Below are 25,559 nucleotides of genomic sequence, written 5' to 3' on the forward strand. Positions count from 1 at the left end.
ATGATAAAAAAGTCGAGCAAAGTAACTTCAGAATTCAGTACTTCGTCTATGTCTGACATTAATTTCCTGCTCCTTATATTCTTCCTTGTCAGCACGATGTTTGCCGTAGACAGAGGACTGCCTATGTCTCTGCCGGGCGAGAGCTCCAGTACTGTTAAGCTTAAAACCGAGGATGTTCTAAAGATAAGAGCCTTCTCGAACGGAGCTATAGAAGCTAAAGGTAAAGGCCCTATAGTTCTGAGTGATATAGAACCTTTCGTTAGAGCGAAACTTAAAGTTAATCCAGAATTAGTGATAGTAATCGAAACACATCCGGACGCCCAATACAATATTATGATTGATATCTTAGATGAGCTGAGAAATGCCGATGCTAAAAAGATATCCCTGAGAACCATGAAATCCGGACAATAGAGGAGAACCTGCTTTGAAAATATCAAAAAAACAGGGTGTTCAGAATACTATACCGACAGGCTCGATGGCAGACATAATATTTCTGCTTCTCATTTTCTTTATGGTTACAACGATTTTTAAAATGGAGTCGGGACTTCCTATTTCATTGCCGAGGGCTGAATCCGGCGGGGAATTGCAGAGAGAAAGACTGATTTCAGTATGGGCAGACCGCTTTAACAGGATAAGTATTAACGATAAATTAATGCGTGTTGATGATATAGATAAAGTTGTCGGGGCTAAACTGGAAGAAAACTCTAATCTTATTGTCGCTTTTAAAGTTGACCGTATAGCAAGATACCAGCTTGTTTCTGATATCATCGAACAGCTTAAACACGCGAATGCTATTAATGTAACGTTTGTTTCTGTGGCGGAAGAAAGTTAAAGGTACGATCTGTGGCTACTGTCGCATTAGAAAATGTGGAATTCAAAAAGGGTTACAAGAGGTATCTTCGTAATTCTTTCTACGCGGCTATAGTGCTTCATTTTCTGGGGTTTTATTTCAGCCCGCAATTTGAATTTAAGCCATACGTACTGGAAGAAAAGGAATTTATCGCGATTGATACCGCGGAAGAATTTGTACTTCCTCCTCCTCCTAAAGAAGTAAGCCAGCCCGTTATTCCAATGGCCGCGGAAGAGGGAGAAGAGGCACAGGACGCGGCTGATGTTGCTGCCACAAGTTTTGACAAAATTGAAAATCTTCCGCCTCCGCCGCCTCCCGATAGTGATAAGGCGAGTAAGTTCTTCGCGTTTGATGAACCCCCGGTTTTAATTAAACGGGTAGCTCCGAGATATCCGGAGCTGGCCAGGCAGGCCGGCATCGACGGAACTGTCATGTTAAGAGTGCTTGTAAGCGAGAAGGGGAAAGTAATAAGAGTATCGGTTCTGCATTCGGAAGTAACACCCGCAATGGAGCAGGCGGCAATGAAAGCGGTAAAAGAGTTTAGATTCAAACCGGCGAGGCAGAGAATGAAACCGGTTAAGGCTTATATGGCGATTCCGATTGTGTTCAGACTACATTAGAAATCAGAATAGGTGTTTTTTGTTAAGAATATTTATATGAGCCCGGTTGTCATGCCGGGTTTTTTTATAGGGTTTGAATTTTCTCCGGTAGTTATTATTTATAGTTTTGGCAGTCGATTTATAATAGATCATTGTATATAATTTTATGTAACTAATTTAGCTTAAGAGGCGTATAGTAATATAAGGCGCCTTGTTTGAGGTTGTTAAAGATGGTGAAATAAGGTAAAAGGAATCTCACCATTCTTTTTGAGAAAGCATAATGTATTCACTCTAAACTACTGTTTGAGAGACGTTTATGCGCAAGTTATATATTAAATGTAAATACACAACCGGAATATTTACCTGATAAGATGAAAAGAGGGCGACAATGGATAAAACTTTATTATTTAAAGTAAAAAATTTATTTTCAGCTCTTTTAATTTTAGCTTTACTTTCCGGAGTAACGCGATCTTCTGAAGTTAAAGTATTATCCCTCGAAGATTGCGTTAGTATAGCTCTGAAAAACAATCCCGATATTGGTATAAGTTTTCAATACATTAAAAAGGCGGAGAGTAGCCTTCAGGCTGAATACGGAAGCTTGATGCCCGATTTTTCTCTCGGTTTTTACACGGGTCATAACTACTATGGCCCCTCCTCGGTTCAGTATGATTCACAAGGAAGACCGATACAGCGAGACGGGTTTGATTATGAAAATTATACGTTGAGATTATCATCCAGCATGATGTTGTGGCAGGGAGGAGGTAATTACAGCAGGATTAGTTCAGCGAAGAGCAGGAACGACGCCGCCAGGGAGGATTATAATTATAGTAAAGATATTATGATAGCGAAAATAATAAGAGCATATTACAATCTCTATAGAAACAAAATGTTATATACTGTTCAGGTGGAGAGTAAAGAGCAAGCCAGTAAGAACTTAGACAGAGCAAAGGCTCTGCTTGAAGCCGGATCGGCAACAAGGGTTGATAAGCTGAAAGCCCAAGTCAGATATTCGAACACGAAACTTAATGTAATAAAGACGAGAAATTCCATGGAGATGGCTAGGGAAGAATTAAGGAATTTAATGAACAGGAGTGAGAACAGGACTTTTTCTATCGATACATCGATGACAATCGAATACAGCGAACCTGAATATCAAAATGTGATCGAATTTGCTTTAAAGAACAGAGCGGACCTCAAAAGTGTGAGGTACAATCTAAAAGCCGCCGAGTCGAATGTTTCGGTAGCTAAAGCCGGATGGTGGCCTTCTCTGGGGATAGGTTTTGATTATTACTGGAATGACCGTAAATTAGTGGACAATCCTCTGGACGTATTCCGTGAAGAGTATCAGTGGAATGTTACCGGATTTCTTACATTTAATATATTTGACAGGATGTCGACCAGCACTAAGGTTAAATCAGCTAAAGCTGATCGCAGAATAGCCGAGTATGATCTGGAAAAAAGAGCACTCGAGGTTTCGAAAGAGATCAAGAACCTGATTTTCGGAATGAATGAAGCGCGTGAAAGGATAGCCGTCGCGCGAGAGATCATCCGGCAGGCAAAGGAGGAAGTGAAGTTGGCGGAAGAACGTTACCGTATCGGAGCGGGAACGATGCTTGAAACTATCGACGCCCATGTAGCGCTGACTACCGCGAAGGCCGATTTAATTGAGGCGAAGTGCGACTATCTTATAGCTGAAGCAGATCTCGCTAGAGCGGCGGGGAAAATGAGAGATAAGATGTAGAGAGGGAGCAAAAGATGTTAATAAGAGTAAAGGGAATAAAAAAAATATATGAGGTAGGAATACAGAAGATCGAAGCAGTGGCCGGAGTGGATGTAGAGATAGAAAAAAATGAATATGTTTCGATTATGGGACCTTCCGGTTCCGGTAAATCGACATTGATGAATATTCTGGGATGTCTCGATACTCCCAGCGAGGGTGAATATTATCTTAATGGAGCGGAAGTAAGCAATCTCAACGACGACAAACTCGCTTATATCCGCAACCGTGAAATAGGATTTGTTTTCCAGACATTCAACCTTCTTCCGCGCGCCAACGCTCTTCAGAACGTTGAGCTTCCCCTCGTTTATGCCGGCCTGTCAACCCGCGAGAGAAAGCAGATCGCGATGGAAGCTCTTGACTCAGTCGGCCTCGTCGATAGAGCTACTCATCGCCCGAATGAACTCTCCGGCGGGCAGAGACAGAGGGTAGCCATAGCAAGAGCCCTTGTAAATAAGCCCTCGATAATACTGGCGGATGAACCCACCGGAAATTTAGACAGCAAAACAGGCGAGGAGCTTATGGCCCTTTTCAATAAAATTCATCAGTCCGGAAATACCATTATTATGGTTACACACGAAGAAGATGTTGCCAGGCATTCGATGCGCGTCTTAAGATTGCGGGACGGGAAAATAGAGTCTGATAAAAATATAAATTAAAGCTGTAATAAAACACGGGGTATATTTTAGCGGTCTTCAGGCAAAATTTCTCTGAAGTATCCGATGAGACCGTTTCTTTTTATAATAAAGATTTATGGACGGGATTGGATTATTAATAGGTGTGTTTATCTGGTAAGGCGTTTTTGTTATTAGATTTATCTCAGTTTTTAGCAGCTTGTCAGGGGAGGATACATGAAAAGGAAATACTGGATTCTTATAGGTGTTGTGATAGTTATAGCGGTTCTGATCATTATTAACCTGAAGGCAAAGAGAGGTAAATCGATCGAAGTTCAGGTCGATAAAGTTCAGCGCAGGAATTTGAAGATGGTTATTACGGCCTCCGGAAGTATAAGACCTAAGAGGAAGATCGACATAAGCGCCAGCACTATTGGAAAGATTACGAGTGTCTCCGTAAAAGAAGGGGATTACGTTGAGAAGGGACAATTCCTTATGCAGATAGATCCGGAGCAGCTCGAGTCGAGTGTTATGAGGATAGAGGCATCTCTTCAATCGGTAAAAGCGGCGAGTAAAGAGGCAAGTTTTAGAATGAAGCAGAGGAAAAATGAACTGGATAGGGTCAAGAGTTTGTTCGAAAAGGGGTTTAGAACTGAGGAGGATATTGAAACAGCTCAGACGGCCTACAATGTTGCGGTAGCCAACTTAGACGCCAGCATTCAAAGGGTTGCCGAACAGAAAGCCCTGCTTAAGAGCGCGAGACATGACCTGAAAGAGGTTACGATTAATTCGGGGATGAGCGGGGTTGTTACCAGACTGAACGTCGAGGAAGGGGAAACGGCGATAATGGGGACTATCAATAATCCGGGAACTGTTCTTATGACAATTGCCGATCTGTCGCAAATAGAGGCTGAAGTCGAAATTGACGAAACTGAAGTAGTATATGTCAAGATAGGGGACAAAGCAGGAGTTACACTGGATGCCTTTCCGGACACGACTTACAGCGGAGAAGTCACCGAGATAGGAAACAGCCCCGTACTTTCTTCATCCGTTTCCGGCCAGCAGGGGGTCGATTTTAAAGTAGTGATAACTTTGAACGATACAATTCAAAATGTTCGGCCGGGATTATCCGCTGACGCGGAAATAGTAGTAGCCGAGCGCGACAGCGCACTTAGTATTCCTATTCAGAGCCTGACAGTGAGGGAAGAAAATGAAATAAATGATTATGAAGTTCCTGACACACTGAGTGCTGAAAGAAAAGAAATTGAAGGTGTTTTTGTCATTTCCACGGAGAAGGCTGAATTCAGAAAGGTAGAAGTCGGTATATCGGGAAGTAAATATTTTGAAGTGGTATCGGGTCTTGCCGAGGGTGAAGAGGTTGTAAGCGGAAATTACAAAGCTATACGAGATTTAAAAGATGATCAGAGAGTTGAAATCAAGGGAAAATAAAATAATAGAATAACAACTTGTTAACGTACACCGGGGAGAGCCGCGGTTATTTTCTGGGAGTATCGAATATGGTTCTAGAGGGTGTTCGAATAGCGCTCAAAGCCTTACTTGAGAATAAACTCAGGACTTTTCTGACTCTGTTGGGGAATATAGTCGGGACTATGTCCGTAATAGCTGTCGTTTCTCTTATCGGGGGGATAGATGATTATATAAGAGAAGAAGTTGCAAATGAAGGCAGCAATGTGTTTACGGTGGAAAGAGTTAATTTTCTGGAAGCAATAACAGACCTGGACGAATTTCTGGAAGCTCTTGCCAGGAATAAGAGGATTCTCCTCGAAGACGCCGATTATCTCAGGAAAAATATCCCTTCTGCTTCATCTGTGGGGGCTGCCGCGGATAACAGATCTTCAATGTCGTACCGGGACAACTGGGTAGACCGCGCTGAAGTACGGGGAAGGTCGGTCCAGTATCCTGTCATAGAAAATGTAAAACTCTACGCGGGAAGGCATCTGTCGCGGCTGGAAATTAAGAGGAGCAATAAAGTAGCTGTAATAGGGTGGGATGTATATAAGAATCTTTTTGACGGCAGAAGCCCGATCGGTAGAACGCTGAAAATAGGAAGGGAACATTTTGAAGTAATTGGTATTGCCGAGGATCGGGGAACTGTATTTGGTGAATCAAGAAACAGATTTGTTTATATTCCCGTTACAAGATTTCTAAAAATGTACGGATCGAGAGAATCTATTTCAATAAAGGTAAAAGCCGCCGATGTAGAGCTGCTGGGCAACGCGGTTGAACAAGCCGAAATAGCCATGAGAATAAGGCACGGGCTTCATCCGACGGAAAGGAACGATTTCAGTATATCGACTTCAAAACAGCTCGTTTCTCTCTGGGAAAACATTTCCTCTTCGATATTCAAAGCTCTTATTTTTCTGGTTTCAATAGCTCTTGTAGTAGGAGGGGTAGTATTGATGAACGTGATGCTGGTCTCTGTAACTGAAAGAACAAGAGAGGTTGGCATACGAAAAGCGATCGGAGCAAGAAGACTGGATATCATCTGGCAGTTTATAGTTGAATCAATAACACTTTCTCTTTTGGGAGGGATTATAGGTATTGCTCTGGGCTTTACTATCGCGGCTGTAATTTCGCTCTTATCACCACTGCCGTATTTGATTGCTCCGTGGTCAATCGCGGCCGGTCTCACGGTAACATTTCTTATTGGTGTTATTTTCGGTACATATCCGGCAAGTAAGGCTTCCAGACTTGATCCTGTTGTAGCCCTTCATCACGAGTAGGTGAATATTTTATGAAAGATGTGGAAAGCAATATAAAAAGGGCGGACGAAGTCACCTTACGGCGTTCGGCAGCCAGCGTCTGGTATGAGAATCTGAAACAGGCGGTTGATGTTCTTCTCAGTCATAAGATGCGTTCGGGACTTCTTATTCTTGGTGTGGCTATCGGCGTGACAACTGTTCTGACTATAGTTACAGTCATGTCAGGTCTCGGGAAGAGGGTCCAGCAGGATATCCTTTCGGTTAACAAGCCGTATTTAATAGTGAGCAGGTTTGATCCATTCTCAAATTCACAGGACAGGCGCGATCTGATGAGGCGTAAGAAGTTGACAAGCGGTGACGCGACCGCGATAGCAGAGGAATGTTCAACGGTAGACAAAGTTGATCTTCAGGTTAATTCTGAAGGATCGATGAGTGTTCTTCGCTACGGGAATGAGAGGACCAACCTTATTCAGATACTGGGCGCTTCGTATAACTTCGGTTATATGTTCAATTTTACGATCGGCAGGGGAAGATTCTTTTCTCGGTTTGAACAGGATCACAAGACTAGAGTTATTGTTCTTGGTTATGGCCCGGCCAAGGATCTCTTCCCCAACAGGGATCCTATAGGGAAAACGATTAAAATAGGTGCCAACAGGTACAGGGTTGTCGGCACCATGGAATCAAGAGAGAATATAATGGGAAGTATAAGCGATAATTACGCGGTGATTCCATATACTGTCTATGAAAAGGATCGTTCAAGCAGGCGGGATGAATATCAGATTGCGGTAACAATGCGCTCCGGCTATACACTTGAGGAAGGAATGGAAGAAATCACTGCTTTACTCCGGAAAAGAAGAGGGGTTAATCCGGGGGATAGAAACAATTTTCATGTAACCACATCTGAGACATTCAGAGAGATGCTGGGGAATATAACAAAATACATAGGATTGATTCTGGTTGTGATTTCATCGATTGGATTGATGGTCGGCGGGATTGGAGTAATGAATATTATGCTGATTTCGGTTACCGAGCGGACCAGGGAAGTTGGTATAAGAATGGCGATGGGGGCCAATAAAAAGGATATTCTTCAGCAGTTTCTTATTGAAGCGGCGACGCTGACCGGTCTTGGGGGAATTATAGGGATCGTTATGGGGTTGTTCGCGGCGCGGGGAGTAGCAACTCTGATACGTTTTCCCTACTCGGTTCCTTTTATCTGGATAGTTATAGCATTTATTTTCTCGGCGTCTATAGGACTGATTTTCGGTTTGTATCCAGCTAACAAAGCGGCGAGAATGGACCCTATTGACGCTCTGAGAGTTGAGTGAAAGGGGCGACTTCAACTTCGAAATTACCTTCAGATAAATAAAGCCCGCTTCTTGAGACATTAAAGACCCGATAAATAAACGCCGGAAAACTCCCGTATAAATCCACGCTTGCTCTCTATGCGGCACTGGCGCTATACTTGAAATCGACGGACTGATTCAGATGAAAACAGTCTGTTAAGATATGTCTGTCTTGCAAGTACATATGTTTAGAGATAATTTAAGAGTGAACCTCTTTCTTTAGAATCTATAATTTTATGATCTCTCTTTTGATGAATAGAAAACTCTTTTTCGCGGCCGCTTCAGCGCTCCTTCTTACCATTATCCCGTGCCGGTTAATAATGGGTGAGGATTACAAAGGTCAGAGGCCCTTTGAGCTCTCCGCGTTTTATGCCTATGACGACAGCGCGAAAGTGTATCTGGACCTTGGTATATCCATAGAGTACAGGCGTTTGGTCTTCTTTAAACAGCAGGACCGGTTTAAAGCGGATTACAGGGTTTATATACAGATCTTCGAAAGGGGCCGGGACAGGTCTGTTTGGGGTGACGTATGGGAAAATAATGTGAAGCTGCCAACCTACAGGGCTACTAAATCCCCGTCCGGAATAACCAGAATTAACAGAAGAATATATTTGCGGCCGGGCAGATACAGAGTCGAGGGAACTATAGAAGTAATTGGTACGAATATAAAGTATAAACGTGAAACAGACATAGAAATACCCGGAGTTTCAGAAGGCGCCGTCAGTTTATCAGAACCCCTTTTATCAATTCCGACAGAGAGCAGAAAGGCGGAAAAACCCCCCCGCGGCGAAATTGAGGTTTTAACTTGCGCGGCTCCCGTAACAACCGGTTTCAAAATCAGCTCCGAGGACACTTACGCTGATTTTAATATGTGGCTCAGAGCCTCTTTTAATCTTTCCGTCTCTTCGTATGATGAAAAGAGTGAAAAGTGTTCAGTCTCTATTAAAATATCCGATTACAGAGGCGGGATTATTTTATACAACAGGCAGCAAGTTTATCTCGATGAGACAGGACACTCGATCGTTTGTTTTGACTTTAACGTTGATAATTATCATATAGGTGTTTACCTAATGGAAATAAGCGCTGAAATTGAAGAAACTGAGCGTAAGGATCTTGTTAGGAAGGAATTCGCGGTTCTTTTTAACAGAGGGTCGCTGCGTCAGCATTTCGAAGAAACAGAGGATCTGCTTTTGCTTGTAGCGTCCGAGGATGAAATAAAACCTATCGTTACAGCCTCTCCCGAGGATAGAATAGATGAGTGGAAAGAATTCTGGAGTGACAGGGTGGCGGAGAGGGGCAGAGGATCTTATAATTATCAGGAATTTCTGAGGAATATCAATTATGTGTTAAAACATTATTCAGATAGCTCCGGCGGATGGAAGACTGATATGGGGAGGATATTTATCAGCAACGGCAGGCCCGACAAGATTGTTACGAGGCGAAGCGTGCAATCCGGCGGGTATTATCAGTTCTGGTATTATTACTCAAGAGGGGTTATTTATATATTCACAGATAAGTTCGGAACGGGTGATTATAGATATTTAAGTACGAGGAATTTCTGAATATATGAAAAAGGCATTCCCAGAAGTCGTTTTAGCTTTTGTTTTTCTCCTGTTATTTTCCTGCGCGGATAGGGATAAGCCGCCTATCCTGAGAAGGGCGCTTCAGACAGAGCCCTCGACTCTTGATCCCGCCTACGCCGTTGATTACAGCTCGGGGCTTATAACTTCACTTATACACTCCAATCTTGTCAGAATTGACCCGAAGGGAAAGGTTTGTCCAGACCTGGCTGAAAGCTGGGAAGTTATAAACGGCGGGAAAGGTTATATCTTTCACCTTGGCCGCGGCCGTTTCTCAAACGGTACGAGAGTAGGAGCGCGCGACGTGCTCTTTTCTTTCAAGCGGCTTCTTTCCCCTTCAACTCTTTCTCCCAGGTGGTGGGTGCTTGCCCCGTTGCAAGGCGCCCGGAATTATCATGAAAATGGTGAATGGAACGCCGAATCTGTGGAAGTTATTAATGATTCCACAGTGGCCCTCCGGCTTGAAAAAAGAGCCTCGCATTTCCTGAGTCTTCTCTCTATGCCCGCCGCCGGAATCGTCTGCCCCGGGCAGATTGGGGAAGAGGGTAAAAGGTACGGCGTTGAACCCCGTGGAAGCGGGCCCTGGCGCCTTTCGCGGTGGGTCCGGAGTGAAAAGATGATTCTCAAACCGAACGATTTTTATGCCGGCGGAAAGGCAGGCATAGAGGGGATATTATTCAGGTTTATTCCGGAAGCTATGACGAGGATAGCTGAATTCGAAGTTGGTAATCTGGATATCTTAAAGATACCCCACGCGGAACTTAAAAGGTGGCGCTCCGCCGGTATGAATCTGGAAAAAACAGAAGAGCTCCGTATTGTATATATAGGATTCAATACACAAAGATATCCATTCGACGACGTCCGTGTAAGAAGGGCTCTCAATATGGCGGTTGATGTGGAAGCTGTAATCGCGAAAGTACTCTTCGGCGCGGGCAGAAAGGCGGTTGGCGTCATTCCTCCCATGCTGAGAAGCGAGCCCCTCGAGTCTGATATCTACAGATACAATCCACAGAAGGCGGAAAGCCTTCTTTGTGAAGCAGGGCTTGAAAACGGCTTCTCAATGGAAATATGGCAGAGGGAAAGTCCCGAGGGAGGGAGAATCTTAGAATGTGTGCAGGCCTATCTGGGGAATATCGGCGTTGACGTAGAGATTGTAACAAGGGATTGGAGCGCTTTCAAGCAGGCTGTGGATCACAAGACCCCGGACGCCTTCTATCTTGACTGGTTTGCCGACTACCCCGACGCGGAAAATTTTATTGCTCCTCTTTTTCATTCTTCCAACACCGGCGGAGGGGGCAACAGAACAGGTTATAAAAATCTTCGTGTGGATTCTCTCATTGACAGAGCTTCCGGCATGCTTGACAGAGATAAGAGGATGAAGCTCTACCATGAAGCTGAAGGGATTATCTACGGCGACGCGCCGTGGATATTTTTGTGGTTTCCTGTCAGGTATGAGGCTGTCTCTGACAGACTGAAAGGATATCATATTCCGGTTATATTCAATGGGCAGCGGTTTCTGGAAGTTTCCCTCTAAGGGGCGGACTCTGATAATGTTTAAATTTATAACAAGAAGAGTAATTCAGCTTATTCCGATCCTCTTCGGAGTAATAACCGTGACATTTCTTATAATGTATATCATACCCGGCGATCCGGTACTTTCGCTTGTAGGAGAAAGATACGATGAGGCGACGATAGAGAAAATGAGGGAGGAGTTCGGGCTTGATAAGCCCCTTCCTCTACAATATGCCGATTATATAGGCAGAGTGGCAAGACTGGATTTCGGCAGGTCATTTATGACAGGCCGGCCCGTTATTGAATCGATAAAGGAATATTTCCCCCGCACACTGGTTTTAGCTTTCACCTCCATGCTGATTGCCGTTGCGGCGGGCGTAGTTATCGGAGCTGTTTCTTCTTTGAAGCGCTTCAGGTGGCTGGGGCGGGGCCTTATGACATTTTCTCTCGTTGGCGTCTCTATTCCGGTATTCTGGCTGGGTCTGCTGCTGATATATCTTTTTGCCATCAAACTTTCGCTCCTTCCGCCCTCGGGATACGGAAATGGTTCACTGAGATATCTGATTCTTCCCGCCGTAACGTTATCTTTTGCCTCTATGGCGACGGTGGCCAGAGTCTCGCGCTCAAGTTTTCTTGACATCTCCTCCGAGGAATTTATAAAGACCGCGAGAGCCAAGGGGCTGAATGAATTTGTCGTTTTCGCGAAACATCTTGTAAGAAACGCGCTTATTCCCGTTATTACTATAGTTGGAACGGATTTCGGGAGTTATCTCGGCGGTTCGGTCCTCACCGAGTCCATATTCGGATGGCCGGGACTGGGCAGACATATAGTACAGGCGATTCTCAAGCGTGATTTTCCCGTTATTCAGGGAGCGGTGCTTTTTATGGCCTTGCTTTTCGTGCTTGTAAATCTCTTGGTGGATTTAAGTTATGGATTTATAGATCCCAGGGTCAGAGTAGAGGGAAAGAGAGGATAGAACCCTTTTTTAGTTTAGCGGATTTTTGAATGCGGGCGGCGTGAATGCCGAAAGAAAGGCAGTAATAATTGATAAAATAATATTTGACATATTCAGCAGGACGGAATAGGTGAGTAATCTGAAAGCTTTTTACAGAAGGTTTTACGGTAATCGTATCGCGTTCGCGGCGCTTATCGTTCTCGCGCTTATAATTACAGCTGGATTGCTCTCCGACGTTATCGCTCCGGCAGGTACGGCGCGTATAGATCTTGACAACTCTCTTCAACCACCATCTCTTGAGCATCCCATGGGGACCGATTCTTTCGGCAGAGATCTTTTCTCCAGGGTTACTCGCGGTTCACGGGTTTCACTCGGGGTGGGCCTTGCCGCGAGAACTATTTCTCTTTTTATCGGTCTTGTAATGGGTGTAATAGCGGGTATTTACGGGGGCAGAATCGATTCAGTAATTATGCGCTTTGCCGATATCACTTTTGCTTTTCCGACACTGCTTCTTCTTGTGGCGATTATGGCTGTCGTAGCACCTGGGATTTCCACACTTATTACGGTTCTGGGGATAGTAGGATGGGCCGCGATAGCCAGATTGGTAAGAGCCCAGGTTATGACTGTAAGAGAAAGGGAGTATGTTCAGGCGGCGGAATCATCCGGAGCGGGCAATCTGTCTCTGGTAATAAGGCATATTCTCCCGCAGTGCTTATCCCCCGTAATAGTCGTATATACGATGGGCCTCGGAATGACGATTATGGCTGAATCGAGTTTGAGCTTTCTCGGTCTGGGAGTCCAGCCCCCTTCGCCGAGCTGGGGCAGAATGATATCGGATGGTATTATATTTATGCGTTCCGCCTGGTGGCTTACGATATTTCCGGGGATCATTCTCTCTTTAACAATTTGCTCGCTGAATCTGGTCGGCGATGGGTTAAGAGACGCGTTTGACCCGAAATATATTTACTCTAAGGGTAAGGAATGAATGGTTGAAGCTGGGTTTTTCTGATCTCAATGGTTATAGCAGGACATTCCCCGGAAATTGGTAAGTATTTTGCTAACAATTCGAGATACAATCAGTTATCAGGATTGGTAAGTGGAATAGGGCTTTCATTGCTGATGAGTGCGGCTGATTGATATTTTCAAAATCCTGGTCAATTCCCCCGGCGAGGGAATTGTACGCTCTGCACCTCGGGCTCGCTCTTTCTGCCCCTTCGGGCCAGAAATCCTTGCCCGCTCGCCCTCCGGAGGGTTTTGAAAATATCAATCAGCCGCATACTGTTACAAATCATCGACTACCTTATAGGTTATAAAAATTGGGGAAACTCCAAAATGGTTATAGCAGTTGACAAACCGGAGCATTCGAGGTTATTTATTGATTTTACAGGAGATATTCCGCCGGGCATGGGGATTATCGAAAAAGAGAGGGAGCTGTCAGGCGATGTCCGGTAATAGTTTCAAGTTACAGGGGATTATGAAAAAACTGCTGTATGATATAAAGGAACTTGTAAATGAAGCTTGCGAGGAACTCGGCGCTGACGACAGCAGGTTTTACTACCTGTCAGTTGAGCCCGGACCGGGAGAATCGGCAAATATAGATGTAAGCAGCGAGAGGGTCTTCGGCCGTGTCATGGAAAAGATGGGTGACGCAAGGGTTTTATCGAGGAGTTTTAATAAAATTGTTTTCAAGACATCATCCGGCATTAAGGTAGCGCTTAAGGTTATAGGAGGCAGGGAAGAAACTCTGTTTTTAGTTGGAGGCAGCGTGGCGAATATCAGGAACGTTCCTTCCCACGGGGGGGAACTTATTACTCAGGCATTAGCCGGAGAGCAGCTTGAGGGATTGATGAGGCGGGGGGACTGGGTTCTAGTAAGACTTCCCGACGGCTATATCGGATGGGTTTATTCGTGGAGTCTTTTGCGGGCGGACCGCCGTGAGATTGAAGAATGGAAGCGCAGCGTTAACGGTATGGTGGAGAGAAATACAGCTGTAGTATATTCACAGGCAGGAGGCGAAGGCGTTAGAGTCTGTGAGCTTGTCGCGGGAAGTTTAGTCAGGATTGACGGGACGGGGAATAACTCTTACAGCGTTACGCTCGCGGACGGGAGAAGAGGATTTGTTGGAATATCAGATATTTCCGATCCTCCGGGCGCGAAAGCTGACAGAGGAAGGTTAATATCCAGGGCCCGGGTCTTCCTCGGTATTCCATATCTATGGGGAGGGACTACTTCCAGGGGATTTGACTGCTCAGGTTTTATAAAGAGGGTTTTTCAGATGGAGGGCGTATCGCTTCCCAGAGACAGCGACCTTCAGTATGAAGTTTCAGAGAAAGCAGTTCCCGGAGAAAGCAGGGGGGCTGAGCCCGGTTCTCTCTTTTTCTTCCGCGAGGCGGGCAGAATATCTCATGTAGCCCTTTCTACAGGCTCCGGGAGGTTCATTCACGCTAGAGGAGAGGTAACCCCCGGAAGCCTGATAGAGTCCGATAAATACTTTGACAGAGAGTTGGCGGAGTCTTTTTTCTCCTCGAGGAGCGTTATTTCTGATTAAAATAATTTTAAGTCAGTTAAAAAAAAGTTAAGAAAAAATTAAAAAAAAGTTAAAAAAAGGGTTGACAGAGTTCATTTACTGGTTTAGCTTTGCCTGCAAATTAATAGAGTAGCAGTTTGCGGGGTTTTGGAAGGGGGTATGCAGTAAGAATTTTGATGGTTTTTACCATCAGGAGTTGAAAGAAGGGTGTTCGCGCGGTCGCGCGGGCGATCCGGTTTAAACAGACTATTGAAAGGAGGGATGAATTAAGTAGCGTTTCTAAACGCATCTTAGAATCTCAAAAATGAATTCGCGTTAATTGTATGTAGCTAACCGTTTGCTGAAAACGGTGATATAGAATCTTTTTTAGCTTGGAATTTTCCGAAAGGGAAAAATCCTTACAGGAGGCTAAAATGAAAAAGTTTTTCAAGATTACTCTGGCCGCCATCATGATTGCTGCTGTAGCAGTACCCGCGATGGCAACAGAAAGCAGACTCAACGCCTTAGGTGACGTTGACAATTATATAGAGGATGATGCTAACATCTTTAAATGGCCCGCCACACTGCCCTCTTACGCCAATCTCGTGATAGTCGATTTGGAAGCCGGAGAAGGCGTCTACGGCACGTATGGTTTTATCTATGGCCTCGGCGAATACGGAGATTATGGAACCATAGGACTGTTCTTTATGGAAAATACACACGGTCCTAATGATATCATGGGTGGTATGTCTTTATGGTTTAACTCCGATGTTTTTAGTTCTACCCTTGACAACAAGTATAGCCTCGTCTATGCCTATGAGATGGATAAGATGGCCCTTGGTTTTAAATTCAGCAGGGCCAGCGCAAGCATGCTTTACGATGACGGCACGAATGAAATGGATGAAACCCAAGCTTATACCACAATAGGCGCGAGTTTCCGCATGGACATAAACGATGAGATGTACGCCGATATCGGTTTTGACTACACGATGGCTTCTTGGACGGTTGAAAATGACCCCGCAGAACCATATGGCGATCTCAGCGCTGACCCAGGTAGAAAGATGGAGTTTAACGGCAGGCTCTTCTATGAGTATAGTGAAACTATTACATTTATTCCATACATAGGATTTACTACTCAGGAATACAATCTGGAAGCGGATGACAACGATCTTTACATTTCGGGTGAAGAAATGACAGGTATAAAGGCTATGAGTTTCGATCTCGGTATGGCCGCGAACTTTGAAGTCAACGAAGACAATATGTTAATCTTCGGTATCGAGCCGTTCAAGTATATGAAGGTTGAGCCTTCAGTTTATGAAGATGGTTTTAACGGAAGCTTTGAACTGACTGGGACTATCATGCCCCGTTTCCTTCTGGCTCTAGAAACTGATGTAAAGGAATGGCTGACAGTACGTACAGGATGTTATAAATCATTAGGCAAGATGAAGTATACGTATGATGATGGAACAAATGAAGAGACATATGAAGCTACCGAGGCGCCTTTCGACTGGCATCTCGGTCTCGCTTTTCACGTAAGCGATTTTGATATCGACTGCGTGCTTGCCAAGGAGACACCTTTTGTTCTTGGTAACTGGCTGACAGGTTATGATGAATACGACCAGCATGTCATTACCAAAATGACCGCTGTATATCATTTCTAATCGGACGGTCAGTTTAGCTTAAAAGAGGCGGGGGGCATTTTTTGCCTCCCGCTTTTTTATTCTTCCGCAAAATAAACTAAAGCTTCCCCTCAGGCGGAAGAACTTACAGCGCCCGCTGTTTATAAGAAGAATATTAGTAACTGAAAACCTTTTATCCGGTTTTTTCAGCCGTGTTTTTTAATGATAAATATCACACCCCCTTTTGACCTTGCAGCCCTTGTGGCCTGTAACTTGCTTGGTTTCATAGGCAGTTTAGCGTTGATGCGCTGCCGTCACGTTGACTTCAGTCGGCATATGACATGCCTTAAGGTCCAGAGTGGGGCAGCGGCGCCGGGTGGAAGCTGTTGAGCCAGAGGTAATACATTGTATTTTTTCTACTATATTCCGGTCGGCCTTGATATACAGGTTACAAAAAGGGTGTTTGTTACCAGGTTTTTTGTGGCAATATCTCTTATTATATTTATTATCTCGAAGTATGTGCCGTATGGCGGCGTCTGGAATCCGGCAAACCTGCTCTTTTTTCCCTCAAACCCGTCAATTGCCTCGGCTGTAACACACGCGTTTGTGCATCTCGGGTGGATGCATATCGCTGGAAACATGGTTTATCTCGTTATCTTCGGAAGACCGCTTGAATCTAAGCTTGGAGCGGGAGGGTTTTTCGCCGTTTTTGTTCTCTCGGCCGTGGCGGGTGCGTATACACATCTGGCCCTCGCGAGGCATTTTATGCCTTCACTACTGGTCAACCCTGTGGGCGGGGCCTCCGGGGCTACTTCGGGGATTCTGGGGGCGTTTATGATACATTTCTATTACAGCCGTATAAAAGTCGCCTATTGGGTTTTTATGCCGCTTCAGCTTATAAATAAAGCCGGAAAGACAGCTGTCCCCGTGGTTTTAGCCGTTATGTTCTGGCTGCTTTATCAGGGGGTATACGCGCTCTTGCAGTTTGGTGCCGGCAGTGCGGCTGTAGCCTACGGCGTGCATATAGGGGGATTTATCTGTGGTATGGGAGTGGCCGTCCTGTTCGGGGGTTTGCGGTCCGCCCGCTGTGAGAGACACCTCGTGAAGGCGAGAAGACACTTTCGCAGAGCAGAGTGGTTTTCCTCGCAGGGTGAATATCTAAGCTATCTTGAAGATTCCTCTTCCGACCCGGCGGTTCAAGCTGAGGCCGCGAGAGCTTTTCTGTGCACAGGCAGCAGAGCTGAAGCCGCCGGTCATTTTGCCTCCGCGGTTAAGTTGTTCAAGGAAAGAGGGGAAAGAGATATCGCCGAAGAAACCTTTGTTCAGGCCGCGAAAAGTATACCATTGTTTAGAATGGAGGAAAAGTTCTACCTGGATATGGCATTCAGCCTTGAAAGGTCGCTTAAATTCTACAGCGCCAGCAAGGTTTACAAAAAATTTATCGATATATATCCATTATCCGAGAGTGTCCCTCTGGTCCTTATGCGGCTGGCCGGGATATACAAGGGGAGACTCGAGGAGCCCGGCAAAGCGCTGGAGTATTATAAAAGGATTCTGAAAGAGTACCCCGGGTCGGAATGGACAGGTTTCGCGGGACGTGAGCTTGAAAAACTGTGTAGGGGTAATCTCGTCAGCGTTTTGCCGTGAACTGAATGTTAGAATATTTACAGAAGGCGGGGGCTAATATCTGTCAGCGGCAGAGCTGTCAATTAGAATAGGCGGTTAATTTCTATACGGAAAAAATTTTTAATCCCGGTGAAATTTCAGATAAATAGTTCTTCACAAATTCCTGAAATTAATTTAGATTAGACTGTATAAAACAGTTTGAATCAGCCTTGTTGTTCTGATAATGTGTAGGTAGTGACCGGGAGGTGCGGAATGGGAAGTTCTGGGTCGTCACTAAGGGAACTTAGAATAAAAGGTTATCTCAGGGGTATGGAGAGAATGGGGGATATTGATCTTCTTTCTCTTGTTCTCGGGAATCGGGGAGGATGTTCGGGCGGAATGACGGCTCAGAGACTCTTCGACCGTTTCGGCGGTCTTCGGGACATTGAGAAGACCGGAGTGAAAGAGCTAATGGGGATTATGGGTATCGGCAGGGTAGCCGCTATCCGGCTGAAGGCGTCTTTCGAACTTGGCCGGCGGTGTTTGATATCCGTAAAAGAGAAGGAGATACGGAGAATAAGTTCCCCCGCGGATGTCGCGGAATTGATGATCCCCGAGATGAGTTCTTTTGACAGAGAGCATTTCAGAGCGCTTTTGCTCAACACGAGGAATGGAATTCTCAAAATAGTAACAGTAGCGGTAGGTTCTCTCAATGCCGCTCTGGTTCATCCGAGAGAGATATTCAAAGAGGCAGTGATATCAAGCTCCGCGGGGATAATAGTAGTGCATAATCATCCAACGGGCGACCCGGAGCCCAGCTGTGAAGACAAAGATCTGACAGAAAGGTTCGCGCGGTGCGGTAAATTGATGGGGATAGAACTTATAGATCACGTGATTATAGGCGGAACCGATTTTGTAAGTATGAAGGAAAGAGGATTTATATCTTTTTGAAAGGAAAAAAAAGTGTTTATCAATAATATAAGCCAATATTTTTCAAACGATCTGGCAATTGACCTGGGTACGGCAAACACTCTCGTATTTCTGAAGGGAAGCGGAATTGTATTGAATGAACCTTCAGTCGTGGCTATGGATCAGAAGACCGGTAAAGTATACGCCGTAGGCATCGAAGCCAAATCGATGCTCGGCAAGACACCCGATCATATCGTTGCCGTAAGACCGATGAAAGACGGCGTTATAGCTGATTTTGAGGTTACCGAAGTGATGCTTCGGGAGTTTATACGGAAATCCCTTAAAAAGCGATTCTTTATAAGACCCAGAATAGTAATAAGTGTCCCCTCCGGGATTACAGAGGTGGAGCGCCGCGCGGTAATAGATTCAGCTAAGAACGCCGGCGCGAGAGCGGTATACCTGGTTTCCGAGCCCATTGCCGGCGCTATAGGAGTCGGGCTGCCTGTTGATAAGCCCTCGGGCAATATGGTGATAGATATCGGCGGGGGTACAACGGAGATAGCTGTTATAGCACTTAACGGAATCGTTACCGACATATCGATACGTATCGGCGGAGATAAGATGGATGAAATGATAGTTCAGCATATAAAAAAGAAGTACAACCTTCTGATAGGTGATCAGACAGCTGAAAATATCAAGAAAGTTATAGGTGCCGCAACAGATGTAAGTGAGGAGAAGAAGATGGAAGTGAAGGGGCGTGATCTTGTCTCTGGCATTCCCAAGACACTCAGTATTTCCAGCCTTGAGATATCGGGAGCCCTTTCAGAACCGCTCGGCAGGATTATTTCCGCTCTCAAAACAGCTCTTGAAAAAACTCCTCCGGAGCTCGCCGCCGACATCGTGGACAGAGGGATCGTAATGATGGGAGGGGGAGCGCTCCTTAGAGATCTTGGAATAATGCTTAAGAAAGAAACTAATTTGCCTATAAATACAGTTGAGGACCCGCTAACCTGTGTTGTTCTGGGGAGCGGCAAGATACTAAGTAATCTACAAAAGTATGAAAAGATCATAATGAAGAGTTCCCGGTTTTAAAATGGCTATTTTCTCATTTCTTTTTAATAAACATCTCGACAAGTCCATTCTTGTTATATCAATTGCCGCTTCGCTCTTACTGCTTGGCCTGGAAGAGGACAACAAAGTTAATTCCGCCCGAAAGATAAGCTCATTTCTGCTTGCTCCTGTTGAAGAAATTGATAAATACTTCGTTGATATTGCCAGGTTGAGGGATGAGAACGACAAACTGCGTGAGATTCTCGCCGCTCTCTACTACGAGCGCGGTAAACTGCTCCAGTTTGAGAGAGAAAAGAAGAGGATGAGAAAATTACTGAATTTTAGAATGGAATCACACTACAGATTTCTTCCGTGTGAAATAGTTTCAATGTCTTCCAACAGGTTTCATCATTCTGTTACGATTGACAGAGGAAGTGGTGATGGAGTCGTAAAGGGTATGCCCGTATCGGGTTATAGGGGTATTGCTGGAAGGGTGACGCAGGTATTTCCCTCTTCATCCAGGGTTATTCTGATTAATAACAGATCTCTCTCCATCAGCTGTCGTGATAGAAGAAGCAGAGTTGTCGGAATTCTGAAATGGGATCGCGGCAGGTATTTCAATCTCGATTTTATAGGAAGCGAAGAGGACGTTATTGTTGGAGACACACTTGTGACAAGCGGTCTCGGCAAGGTTTTCCCCCGGGGGTTTCAGGTGGGGGTTGTGCGTCAAGTAAGAAAGGGAAAAGGGCGGATCTCAAAAGATGTAACCGTAGTCAGCATGGTAGATCCCGGCAGACTTGAAGAGCTGTTTGTAATAATGAGCGGCAAGGAATGGGATTACAGAAGAATTTCGCGGGAACTGGGAAAATTGAAGAATGGTGCTGAATGAAAGAAGGATGGCTTTACATACTGAGGATAGTTTTTGTCTCGATTGTCGCTTTTGTCCTTCAGGTGACCATAGTAAATGAAGTCTGGCCGGGCAAAGCCTCTCCCGACCTTGTTTTTATCGTACTCCTGCTCATTATTATCGACAGAGGGCCGGTTACAGCTGTGGTGGCGGGTTTCCTGCTCGGCTTCCTGCAGGATCTGGGGAACGCTTCTTTTTTAGGTATGAACGCTCTCGCCAATTCAGTTGTCGCCTATGGTGTTTCACGACTTGGGCGTGATTATTTACCCGAAGCGGTAGTCTTTAGAATGTTTCTCTTTTTCTCGGCTTATCTTGTCAAATCGATTATCGTTCTCAATATAACAGAATCTTTTTCTTTTATACGGGTGATCTCGTTTTTCTTCAGATTTTCTGTTCTTTCCGCGGTATATACGGCCTTGATAGCAGTTTCCCTGTGGAAGTTTATACAGCTTGTAAGCGAAAGGGTGGTGCGCCCAGGTGGCGGGTATTGATTTTAAGTCCGGATCACTTCCGGAGTATCGGAAAAAAGTAATCTATTTCATCGTTGCGGTTATTTTCGCGATATTTACTCTAAAGCTTTTCTATATGCAGGTAAGCAGGCACGATTATTACAGAAAACTTACAGTGTCAAACAGAATCCACAGAGAGCGTATTATCGCTCCGCGGGGCGTTATAAGAGATGAAGAAGGGAAAAAACTCGTTGTTGATATACCACGTTATCAGATCAGCGTTTCTCCCGGCAGAGCGGCCGGGAAAACCCCAGAACTTAAACTTGCCTGCGGGTGGTTCGGAGTAGATGAAGAGCTCTTTTTCAAGCAATTTTCAGCATGGAAAGAGAAATATCCTGACGGCAGGGAGATGATTTTCATCAAGGTTGCCGACAAAGAACAGATTTCCATTCTGATGGAAAACAGAGAGCTTTTTCCTTTCTTCAATCTCGTGATGAAACATCATCGGCAATATCCTCATGGGAGTCTCGCGGCGCATATTCTTGGACATATCGGGGAGGTAACAGACAAAGAGGTTAGCAAATCAAAAGAACTGTTATCCGGTGATGTGATGGGAAGAATGGGTGTGGAAAAAGTCTATGATGATTATTTGAGAGGCAGGGACGGGGTCAGACTAATTGAGAAGAGCGCCGGAGGCACCCGCGTAAGCGAATATGCCGGGCAAATGGAAGGATGGGGAAATATCAGCCCCCGCATGCCGATACCCGGAGATGATCTCTACCTTACCATAGGTATGGATATGCAGAATAAAGTGGAAGAACTTCTTGATGGGAGGAAGGGAAGTATAGTTGTCATGAACCCCGGGAATGGCGAAATTCTGGCGGCCGCGAGTTATCCGACTTTCGACCCTAATCTTTTTTCCTCAGGGGTTTCAGGTAAGAGATGGCGGCAGTTAAACGATGATCCCGACAAACCTCTCTTTAACCGCTCCGTTCAGGCCGAATATCCGCCGGGTTCCGTGTTCAAGCCGGTGGTTGGTTACGCGGCTCTTAATAATAAGTTGATTTTTAACGATATAGACTTTCAGCCGTGCGGCGGCGGTTATCAATTCGGAAATAGATACTTCAAATGCTGGAAGAGGGAAGGGCACGGAAGATTAAATCTGACAGAAGCAATTATGTACTCTTGCGACACCTATTTTTATCAGCTTGGAGAGGCTCTTCCGGTTGACGAAATTGCCACAGCGTCGAGATTGTTCGGGCTCGGCCGGAAATGCGGTGTGGATTTACCGGGAGAAGCGAGGGGGATAGTCCCTGACAGGAATTATTATAACGGACGTTTCGGCAAGGGAAAATGGACCAGGGGCCATCTATTAAATTTAGCTATAGGGCAGGGCGATCTTCTGTCCACTCCTGTTCAGCTCTGCCTTATGACCGCGATTATAGCAAACGGCGGGAAAAAGGTGTTTCCTCATTTTGTTAAAAAAATAGTGGATAATGACGGTGAAGTTGTCTACCGAGGCGACGGGAGGTCTATCCAGCTGAAAGAGATCAATCGCCGGCATTTAAACAGAATAAGGGAGTCTTTGGAAAAAGTAGTGTCGGCTCCTGAGGGGACGGGGAGGTTTTCGCGTGTGCCGGGGGTAAGGTCCGCCGGTAAGACAGGGACCGCTCAGAATCCTCACGGTGAAGATCACGCGGTTTTTATCGCTTACGCGCCGGTTGAATCTCCTCGTTTGGCCATCGTGGTAATCCTTGAGAACGCGGGACATGGAGGCGTTGAAGCAGGGCCGATTTCCAGGGAAATAATGTCATTCTATTTTGGCTTATCAGCTGAAAGAGAAGAGGATGGTAAATAAAGATAGATTTATTAAGATAGCGTTCGATGCGCGCGTTTTGATGGTCGGTAGTAAGGCGTCGAGGCAAGAGGGAAGGCAGCTTTGAACAGTAAATTTGTTGAAAATATAGATTGGATATTGATAGTTGTAACTCTGGTTCTTATAGGTTCGGGGCTTCTGAATCTCTATTCAATAGGATATATCCCCGCTGACCTGCAGGATACCATGGCTTCCGGGGAATCTCATTTTTTCGAAAAGCAATCCTTGTGGGCCCTGCTTGGCGTTGTTGTTTTGATTCTTGGCGTGCTTATACCCTTTAAATATTACGAGGTAATGTCTTACCCGATCTATTTTGTAAGTTTGGCGCTGCTGTTATTTGTTCTGTTCTTTGATCCCTCCAGAGGATCGAGCCGGTGGATAACAATAGGAGGCATGAGACTTCAGCCGAGTGAGATCATGAAAATAGCGGCAATCTTTCTTCTCGCGAAATACCTTTCCGCCAAGGGGAAGGACCCGAACCGCTTGCGTGTTATTGCCGTAGCTGTAATGATAATTGCTGTCCCGTTTTTTATTATAATCAAACAGCCCGATCTTGGGACGGCTCTCGTTTTTCCGGCTCTGCTTCTTCCGGTATTATACTGGCGCGGTCTGGATGAGGGTATAATGCTTCTTTTTATTACCCCCGTTGTGAGCGCGTTTCTGACTGTTTACAGTGAATCTTCCCTTAGCAGCGGTGATTATCCTTTCCCGCTTTTGGTTTTCTTTTTGATAATACTGGTGATTGCGTACAGGAGGAGGCACAGGATTTTTCAGAGTATTATGCTTGTCGGGATCAACCTTTTTGTTATGCTTACAGTTCCCGGCATAATAGGGCGCCTCGAGATATATCAGCAGAAGAGGATACTGGCCTTTTTCCGTCCTGAATCTGACATACTGGGAATGGGCTGGCAGGTCTACCAATCAAAACTGGCGATTGGTTCGGGTGGATTTACGGGGAAGGGGTTTCTTGAAGGAACGCAGAAGATGCTTGAATTTCTTCCCGAAAGGCATTCTGATTTTGTATTTTCAGTACTCTCCGAGGAGTTGGGGTTTATTGGCAGTGTTGTAATAATAGGGCTTTTCGGGATTATGATTTACCGTATTCTGTTTTTAGCGGTTAAGACAAAGAGCAGGTTTGGATCCCTCGCGGCGGTTGGAATTTCAGCGTACTTTATATTTCATTGTGTTATAAATATAGGGATGACAATAGGACTTGCCCCGGTAACGGGTCTTCCGCTTCCTCTTATAAGTTACGGAGGAAGCTCTATGCTGACAAGTTGTTTTCTAATAGGAGTCGCTTTGAATTTTGGAATGCGTTTTAACGAGTATTAGAAAGGATCTTTTGAAAGAATCTACTAATTATATTCTTGACCTTGCCTCCGTACGGAGCGTTCAGTGCGATGTTTACGTAGAGGATTCTGCCGGCATTGAAATTGAAACGCACAGGGGAAACGTCGAGTCTGTGGATAAATACAGAGAGAGAGGAATAGCGATACGCCTCGTTAAAGACGCCGGGGCCGGATACGCGTTTACAAGTGACCTTTCATTCTCTTCTTTAGACTCCATGTTCGAGGAAGCATTAGTTATAGCGCGGAACAGCACTCCTCTTGATGAAGATATTCTGGCGGACCCGCAGCCTTCGGAAGCAGACGGGAATTTGGATCAGGATGACCTTTCTCGAGACGCGGTAGAGGGGAGAATCGAAGATGTAATAAAGATGGAAGAAGCGGCCTTTGATTTCAGCGGTTCTATAGTAAATACCGACCGGGCTGGATATTTTGAAGAGAGCAGTATAATAACTGTCAGCAGCAGCCGCGGATTTACAAGAGAAGAGAAAAGAGGCAGCTGCTCAACTTTTATTTCGGCTATTTCAAAACGGTCCGGAGAGACACGCAGCGGCTGGGCCTGGGGACAGTCGCCGAGCCCGGATGGAATTGACTTTGCCGGTATCGGCAGGAAGGCCGCCGAAAGATCTTTAAATCTACTGGGTAGCAGGAAAATACCCGGCGGAAGGTATCCGACCCTGTTCAGTCAGCTGGCTTTTATAGATATCCTCGGATTTCTGGGGGATATTCTTTCAGCGGAAATGGTGATTAAAGGTATTTCCTGTCTTTCCGGGAAATTGAACAAGATGATCGCCCCGAAATTTCTATCTATTGTTGATGATCCGTTCTTGAAAGGGGGATGTTTCAATTCACGGTTCGATGACGAAGGGGTGTCGCGGAGAAGATATGAAATCATAAAATCGGGCAGATTGAAAGGGTATTTACATACTGTTATGACATCGAGAAAAATGAAAGTAACTTCAGCCGGGAACGCTTTCCGTTCCTCCTTTAAGGCTGTACCCGGGCCCGGCGTGACCAATTTCTATATTGAACCCGGGGATAAGAGCAGCCGTGATATTATGTCGGGATTATCAGAGGGAATATATGTTCAGAGCATTATGGGAATTCACACGGCGGATTCGATATCGGGTGATTTTTCAGTCGGTATCAGCGGGAGTTACATAAAATCGGGAAATGTCCACTGTCCAATATGCGAAATGACAGTCAGCGGTAATATTCTCGACGTCTTATCAGGTATTACATGTATTGCGAATGATCTGGTATTTGCGGGGTCTTCAGGGTCGCCCTCGATACTTGTAAGCGGGTTAAGCGTGAGCGGAAAATAAGAAAGGGAGAAAT

Annotated in this window: 23 protein-coding genes; all 23 read left to right on the plus strand. The window is 45.3% G+C overall.

All coding sequences use genetic code 11. From position 1 onward, the window contains the following. The 23 genes from U5O15_10055 (at window position 1) to U5O15_10165 (ending at window position 25,546) form a co-directional block, all read left to right on the plus strand. Window positions 1-411, plus strand: a complete 411-nt coding sequence (locus U5O15_10055; protein MDZ7860985.1) for a biopolymer transporter ExbD — start codon at window positions 1-3, stop codon at window positions 409-411. Between the two features lie 13 nt (window positions 412-424). Further along, complete coding sequence (locus U5O15_10060; GenBank protein MDZ7860986.1) at window positions 425-832, plus strand: biopolymer transporter ExbD; 408 nt, start codon at window positions 425-427, stop codon at window positions 830-832. A gap of 35 nt (window positions 833-867) precedes the next feature. Further along, the gene (locus U5O15_10065; protein MDZ7860987.1) at window positions 868-1,470 is read left to right on the plus strand and encodes an energy transducer TonB; all 603 of its coding nucleotides are present in this window, start codon (window positions 868-870) and stop codon (window positions 1,468-1,470) included. 367 nt (window positions 1,471-1,837) lie between these two features. Continuing rightward, complete coding sequence (locus U5O15_10070) at window positions 1,838-3,190, plus strand: TolC family protein (GenBank protein MDZ7860988.1); 1,353 nt, start codon at window positions 1,838-1,840, stop codon at window positions 3,188-3,190. A gap of 14 nt (window positions 3,191-3,204) precedes the next feature. Further along, window positions 3,205-3,885, plus strand: a complete 681-nt coding sequence (locus U5O15_10075; protein MDZ7860989.1) for an ABC transporter ATP-binding protein — start codon at window positions 3,205-3,207, stop codon at window positions 3,883-3,885. A gap of 192 nt (window positions 3,886-4,077) precedes the next feature. Next, window positions 4,078-5,289, plus strand: coding sequence for an efflux RND transporter periplasmic adaptor subunit (locus tag U5O15_10080; GenBank protein MDZ7860990.1), 1,212 nt, complete (start codon window positions 4,078-4,080; stop codon window positions 5,287-5,289). Between the two features lie 17 nt (window positions 5,290-5,306). Continuing rightward, window positions 5,307-6,584, plus strand: coding sequence for an ABC transporter permease (locus U5O15_10085; GenBank protein ID MDZ7860991.1), 1,278 nt, complete (start codon window positions 5,307-5,309; stop codon window positions 6,582-6,584). A gap of 11 nt (window positions 6,585-6,595) precedes the next feature. Further along, the gene (locus U5O15_10090) at window positions 6,596-7,888 is read left to right on the plus strand and encodes an ABC transporter permease (protein ID MDZ7860992.1); all 1,293 of its coding nucleotides are present in this window, start codon (window positions 6,596-6,598) and stop codon (window positions 7,886-7,888) included. A 269-nt stretch (window positions 7,889-8,157) separates the two neighbouring features. Beyond that, window positions 8,158-9,468: a GWxTD domain-containing protein gene (locus tag U5O15_10095; GenBank protein MDZ7860993.1), complete on the plus strand. Its 1,311-nt coding sequence runs from the start codon at window positions 8,158-8,160 to the stop codon at window positions 9,466-9,468. A 4-nt stretch (window positions 9,469-9,472) separates the two neighbouring features. Next, window positions 9,473-11,020, plus strand: coding sequence for an ABC transporter substrate-binding protein (locus tag U5O15_10100; GenBank protein MDZ7860994.1), 1,548 nt, complete (start codon window positions 9,473-9,475; stop codon window positions 11,018-11,020). A 16-nt stretch (window positions 11,021-11,036) separates the two neighbouring features. Next, the gene (locus U5O15_10105) at window positions 11,037-11,975 is read left to right on the plus strand and encodes an ABC transporter permease (protein ID MDZ7860995.1); all 939 of its coding nucleotides are present in this window, start codon (window positions 11,037-11,039) and stop codon (window positions 11,973-11,975) included. A 109-nt stretch (window positions 11,976-12,084) separates the two neighbouring features. Next, on the plus strand, window positions 12,085-12,939 hold the full coding sequence (locus U5O15_10110; protein MDZ7860996.1) for an ABC transporter permease: 855 nt from the start codon (window positions 12,085-12,087) through the stop codon (window positions 12,937-12,939). A 269-nt stretch (window positions 12,940-13,208) separates the two neighbouring features. After that, on the plus strand, window positions 13,209-13,406 hold the full coding sequence (locus U5O15_10115; protein MDZ7860997.1) for a hypothetical protein: 198 nt from the start codon (window positions 13,209-13,211) through the stop codon (window positions 13,404-13,406). A gap of 22 nt (window positions 13,407-13,428) precedes the next feature. Then, window positions 13,429-14,502: a C40 family peptidase gene (locus U5O15_10120; protein ID MDZ7860998.1), complete on the plus strand. Its 1,074-nt coding sequence runs from the start codon at window positions 13,429-13,431 to the stop codon at window positions 14,500-14,502. A 392-nt stretch (window positions 14,503-14,894) separates the two neighbouring features. Continuing rightward, complete coding sequence (locus U5O15_10125) at window positions 14,895-16,121, plus strand: hypothetical protein (protein MDZ7860999.1); 1,227 nt, start codon at window positions 14,895-14,897, stop codon at window positions 16,119-16,121. Between the two features lie 363 nt (window positions 16,122-16,484). Further along, a complete protein-coding gene (locus tag U5O15_10130) occupies window positions 16,485-17,726 on the plus strand; it encodes a rhomboid family intramembrane serine protease (protein ID MDZ7861000.1) in 1,242 nt (413 codons plus the stop codon). Window positions 17,727-17,957: 231 nt separating this feature from the next. Further along, window positions 17,958-18,635 carry a DNA repair protein RadC gene (gene radC, locus U5O15_10135; protein ID MDZ7861001.1) on the plus strand — a complete coding sequence of 226 codons (678 nt, stop codon included), beginning with the start codon at window positions 17,958-17,960 and terminating at the stop codon, window positions 18,633-18,635. Window positions 18,636-18,647: 12 nt separating this feature from the next. After that, the gene (locus tag U5O15_10140) at window positions 18,648-19,685 is read left to right on the plus strand and encodes a rod shape-determining protein (protein ID MDZ7861002.1); all 1,038 of its coding nucleotides are present in this window, start codon (window positions 18,648-18,650) and stop codon (window positions 19,683-19,685) included. Window position 19,686: 1 nt separating this feature from the next. Further along, window positions 19,687-20,532: a rod shape-determining protein MreC gene (gene mreC / locus U5O15_10145; GenBank protein ID MDZ7861003.1), complete on the plus strand. Its 846-nt coding sequence runs from the start codon at window positions 19,687-19,689 to the stop codon at window positions 20,530-20,532. Then, window positions 20,529-21,041, plus strand: coding sequence for a rod shape-determining protein MreD (gene mreD, locus U5O15_10150; protein MDZ7861004.1), 513 nt, complete (start codon window positions 20,529-20,531; stop codon window positions 21,039-21,041). Before mreC ends, mreD begins: the two co-directional genes overlap by 4 nt. Then, window positions 21,028-22,857 (plus strand): penicillin-binding protein 2, encoded by a 1,830-nt coding sequence (gene mrdA / locus U5O15_10155; GenBank protein ID MDZ7861005.1) that lies wholly within the window; start codon window positions 21,028-21,030, stop codon window positions 22,855-22,857. The genes mreD and mrdA overlap by 14 nt, the downstream gene beginning before the upstream one ends. A gap of 81 nt (window positions 22,858-22,938) precedes the next feature. Next, a complete protein-coding gene (gene rodA / locus U5O15_10160) occupies window positions 22,939-24,207 on the plus strand; it encodes a rod shape-determining protein RodA (protein ID MDZ7861006.1) in 1,269 nt (422 codons plus the stop codon). Next, window positions 24,182-25,546: a TldD/PmbA family protein gene (locus tag U5O15_10165; protein ID MDZ7861007.1), complete on the plus strand. Its 1,365-nt coding sequence runs from the start codon at window positions 24,182-24,184 to the stop codon at window positions 25,544-25,546. The genes rodA and U5O15_10165 overlap by 26 nt, the downstream gene beginning before the upstream one ends. The last annotated feature ends 13 nt before the right edge of the window (window positions 25,547-25,559 follow it).

Source organism: Candidatus Krumholzibacteriota bacterium, assembly GCA_034520215.1.
Taxonomy (GTDB): domain Bacteria; phylum Krumholzibacteriota; class Krumholzibacteriia; order Krumholzibacteriales; family WJIX01; genus JAGHBT01.

What these genes read in the sequence shown, in the direction of transcription:
- U5O15_10055 (MDZ7860985.1), top strand. Translation starts at nt 1, where the DNA reads ATGATAAAAAAGTCGAGCAAAGTAACTTCAGAATTCAGTACTTCGTCT.
- U5O15_10070 (MDZ7860988.1), top strand. Translation starts at nt 1,838, where the DNA reads ATGGATAAAACTTTATTATTTAAAGTAAAAAATTTATTTTCAGCTCTT.
- U5O15_10075 (MDZ7860989.1), top strand. Translation starts at nt 3,205, where the DNA reads ATGTTAATAAGAGTAAAGGGAATAAAAAAAATATATGAGGTAGGAATA.
- U5O15_10080 (MDZ7860990.1), top strand. Translation starts at nt 4,078, where the DNA reads ATGAAAAGGAAATACTGGATTCTTATAGGTGTTGTGATAGTTATAGCG.
- U5O15_10090 (MDZ7860992.1), top strand. Translation starts at nt 6,596, where the DNA reads ATGAAAGATGTGGAAAGCAATATAAAAAGGGCGGACGAAGTCACCTTA.
- U5O15_10095 (MDZ7860993.1), top strand. Translation starts at nt 8,158, where the DNA reads ATGAATAGAAAACTCTTTTTCGCGGCCGCTTCAGCGCTCCTTCTTACC.
- U5O15_10100 (MDZ7860994.1), top strand. Translation starts at nt 9,473, where the DNA reads ATGAAAAAGGCATTCCCAGAAGTCGTTTTAGCTTTTGTTTTTCTCCTG.
- U5O15_10105 (MDZ7860995.1), top strand. Translation starts at nt 11,037, where the DNA reads ATGTTTAAATTTATAACAAGAAGAGTAATTCAGCTTATTCCGATCCTC.
- U5O15_10120 (MDZ7860998.1), top strand. Translation starts at nt 13,429, where the DNA reads ATGAAAAAACTGCTGTATGATATAAAGGAACTTGTAAATGAAGCTTGC.
- U5O15_10125 (MDZ7860999.1), top strand. Translation starts at nt 14,895, where the DNA reads ATGAAAAAGTTTTTCAAGATTACTCTGGCCGCCATCATGATTGCTGCT.
- radC (MDZ7861001.1), top strand. Translation starts at nt 17,958, where the DNA reads ATGGGAAGTTCTGGGTCGTCACTAAGGGAACTTAGAATAAAAGGTTAT.
- mreC (MDZ7861003.1), top strand. Translation starts at nt 19,687, where the DNA reads ATGGCTATTTTCTCATTTCTTTTTAATAAACATCTCGACAAGTCCATT.
- mreD (MDZ7861004.1), top strand. Translation starts at nt 20,529, where the DNA reads ATGAAAGAAGGATGGCTTTACATACTGAGGATAGTTTTTGTCTCGATT.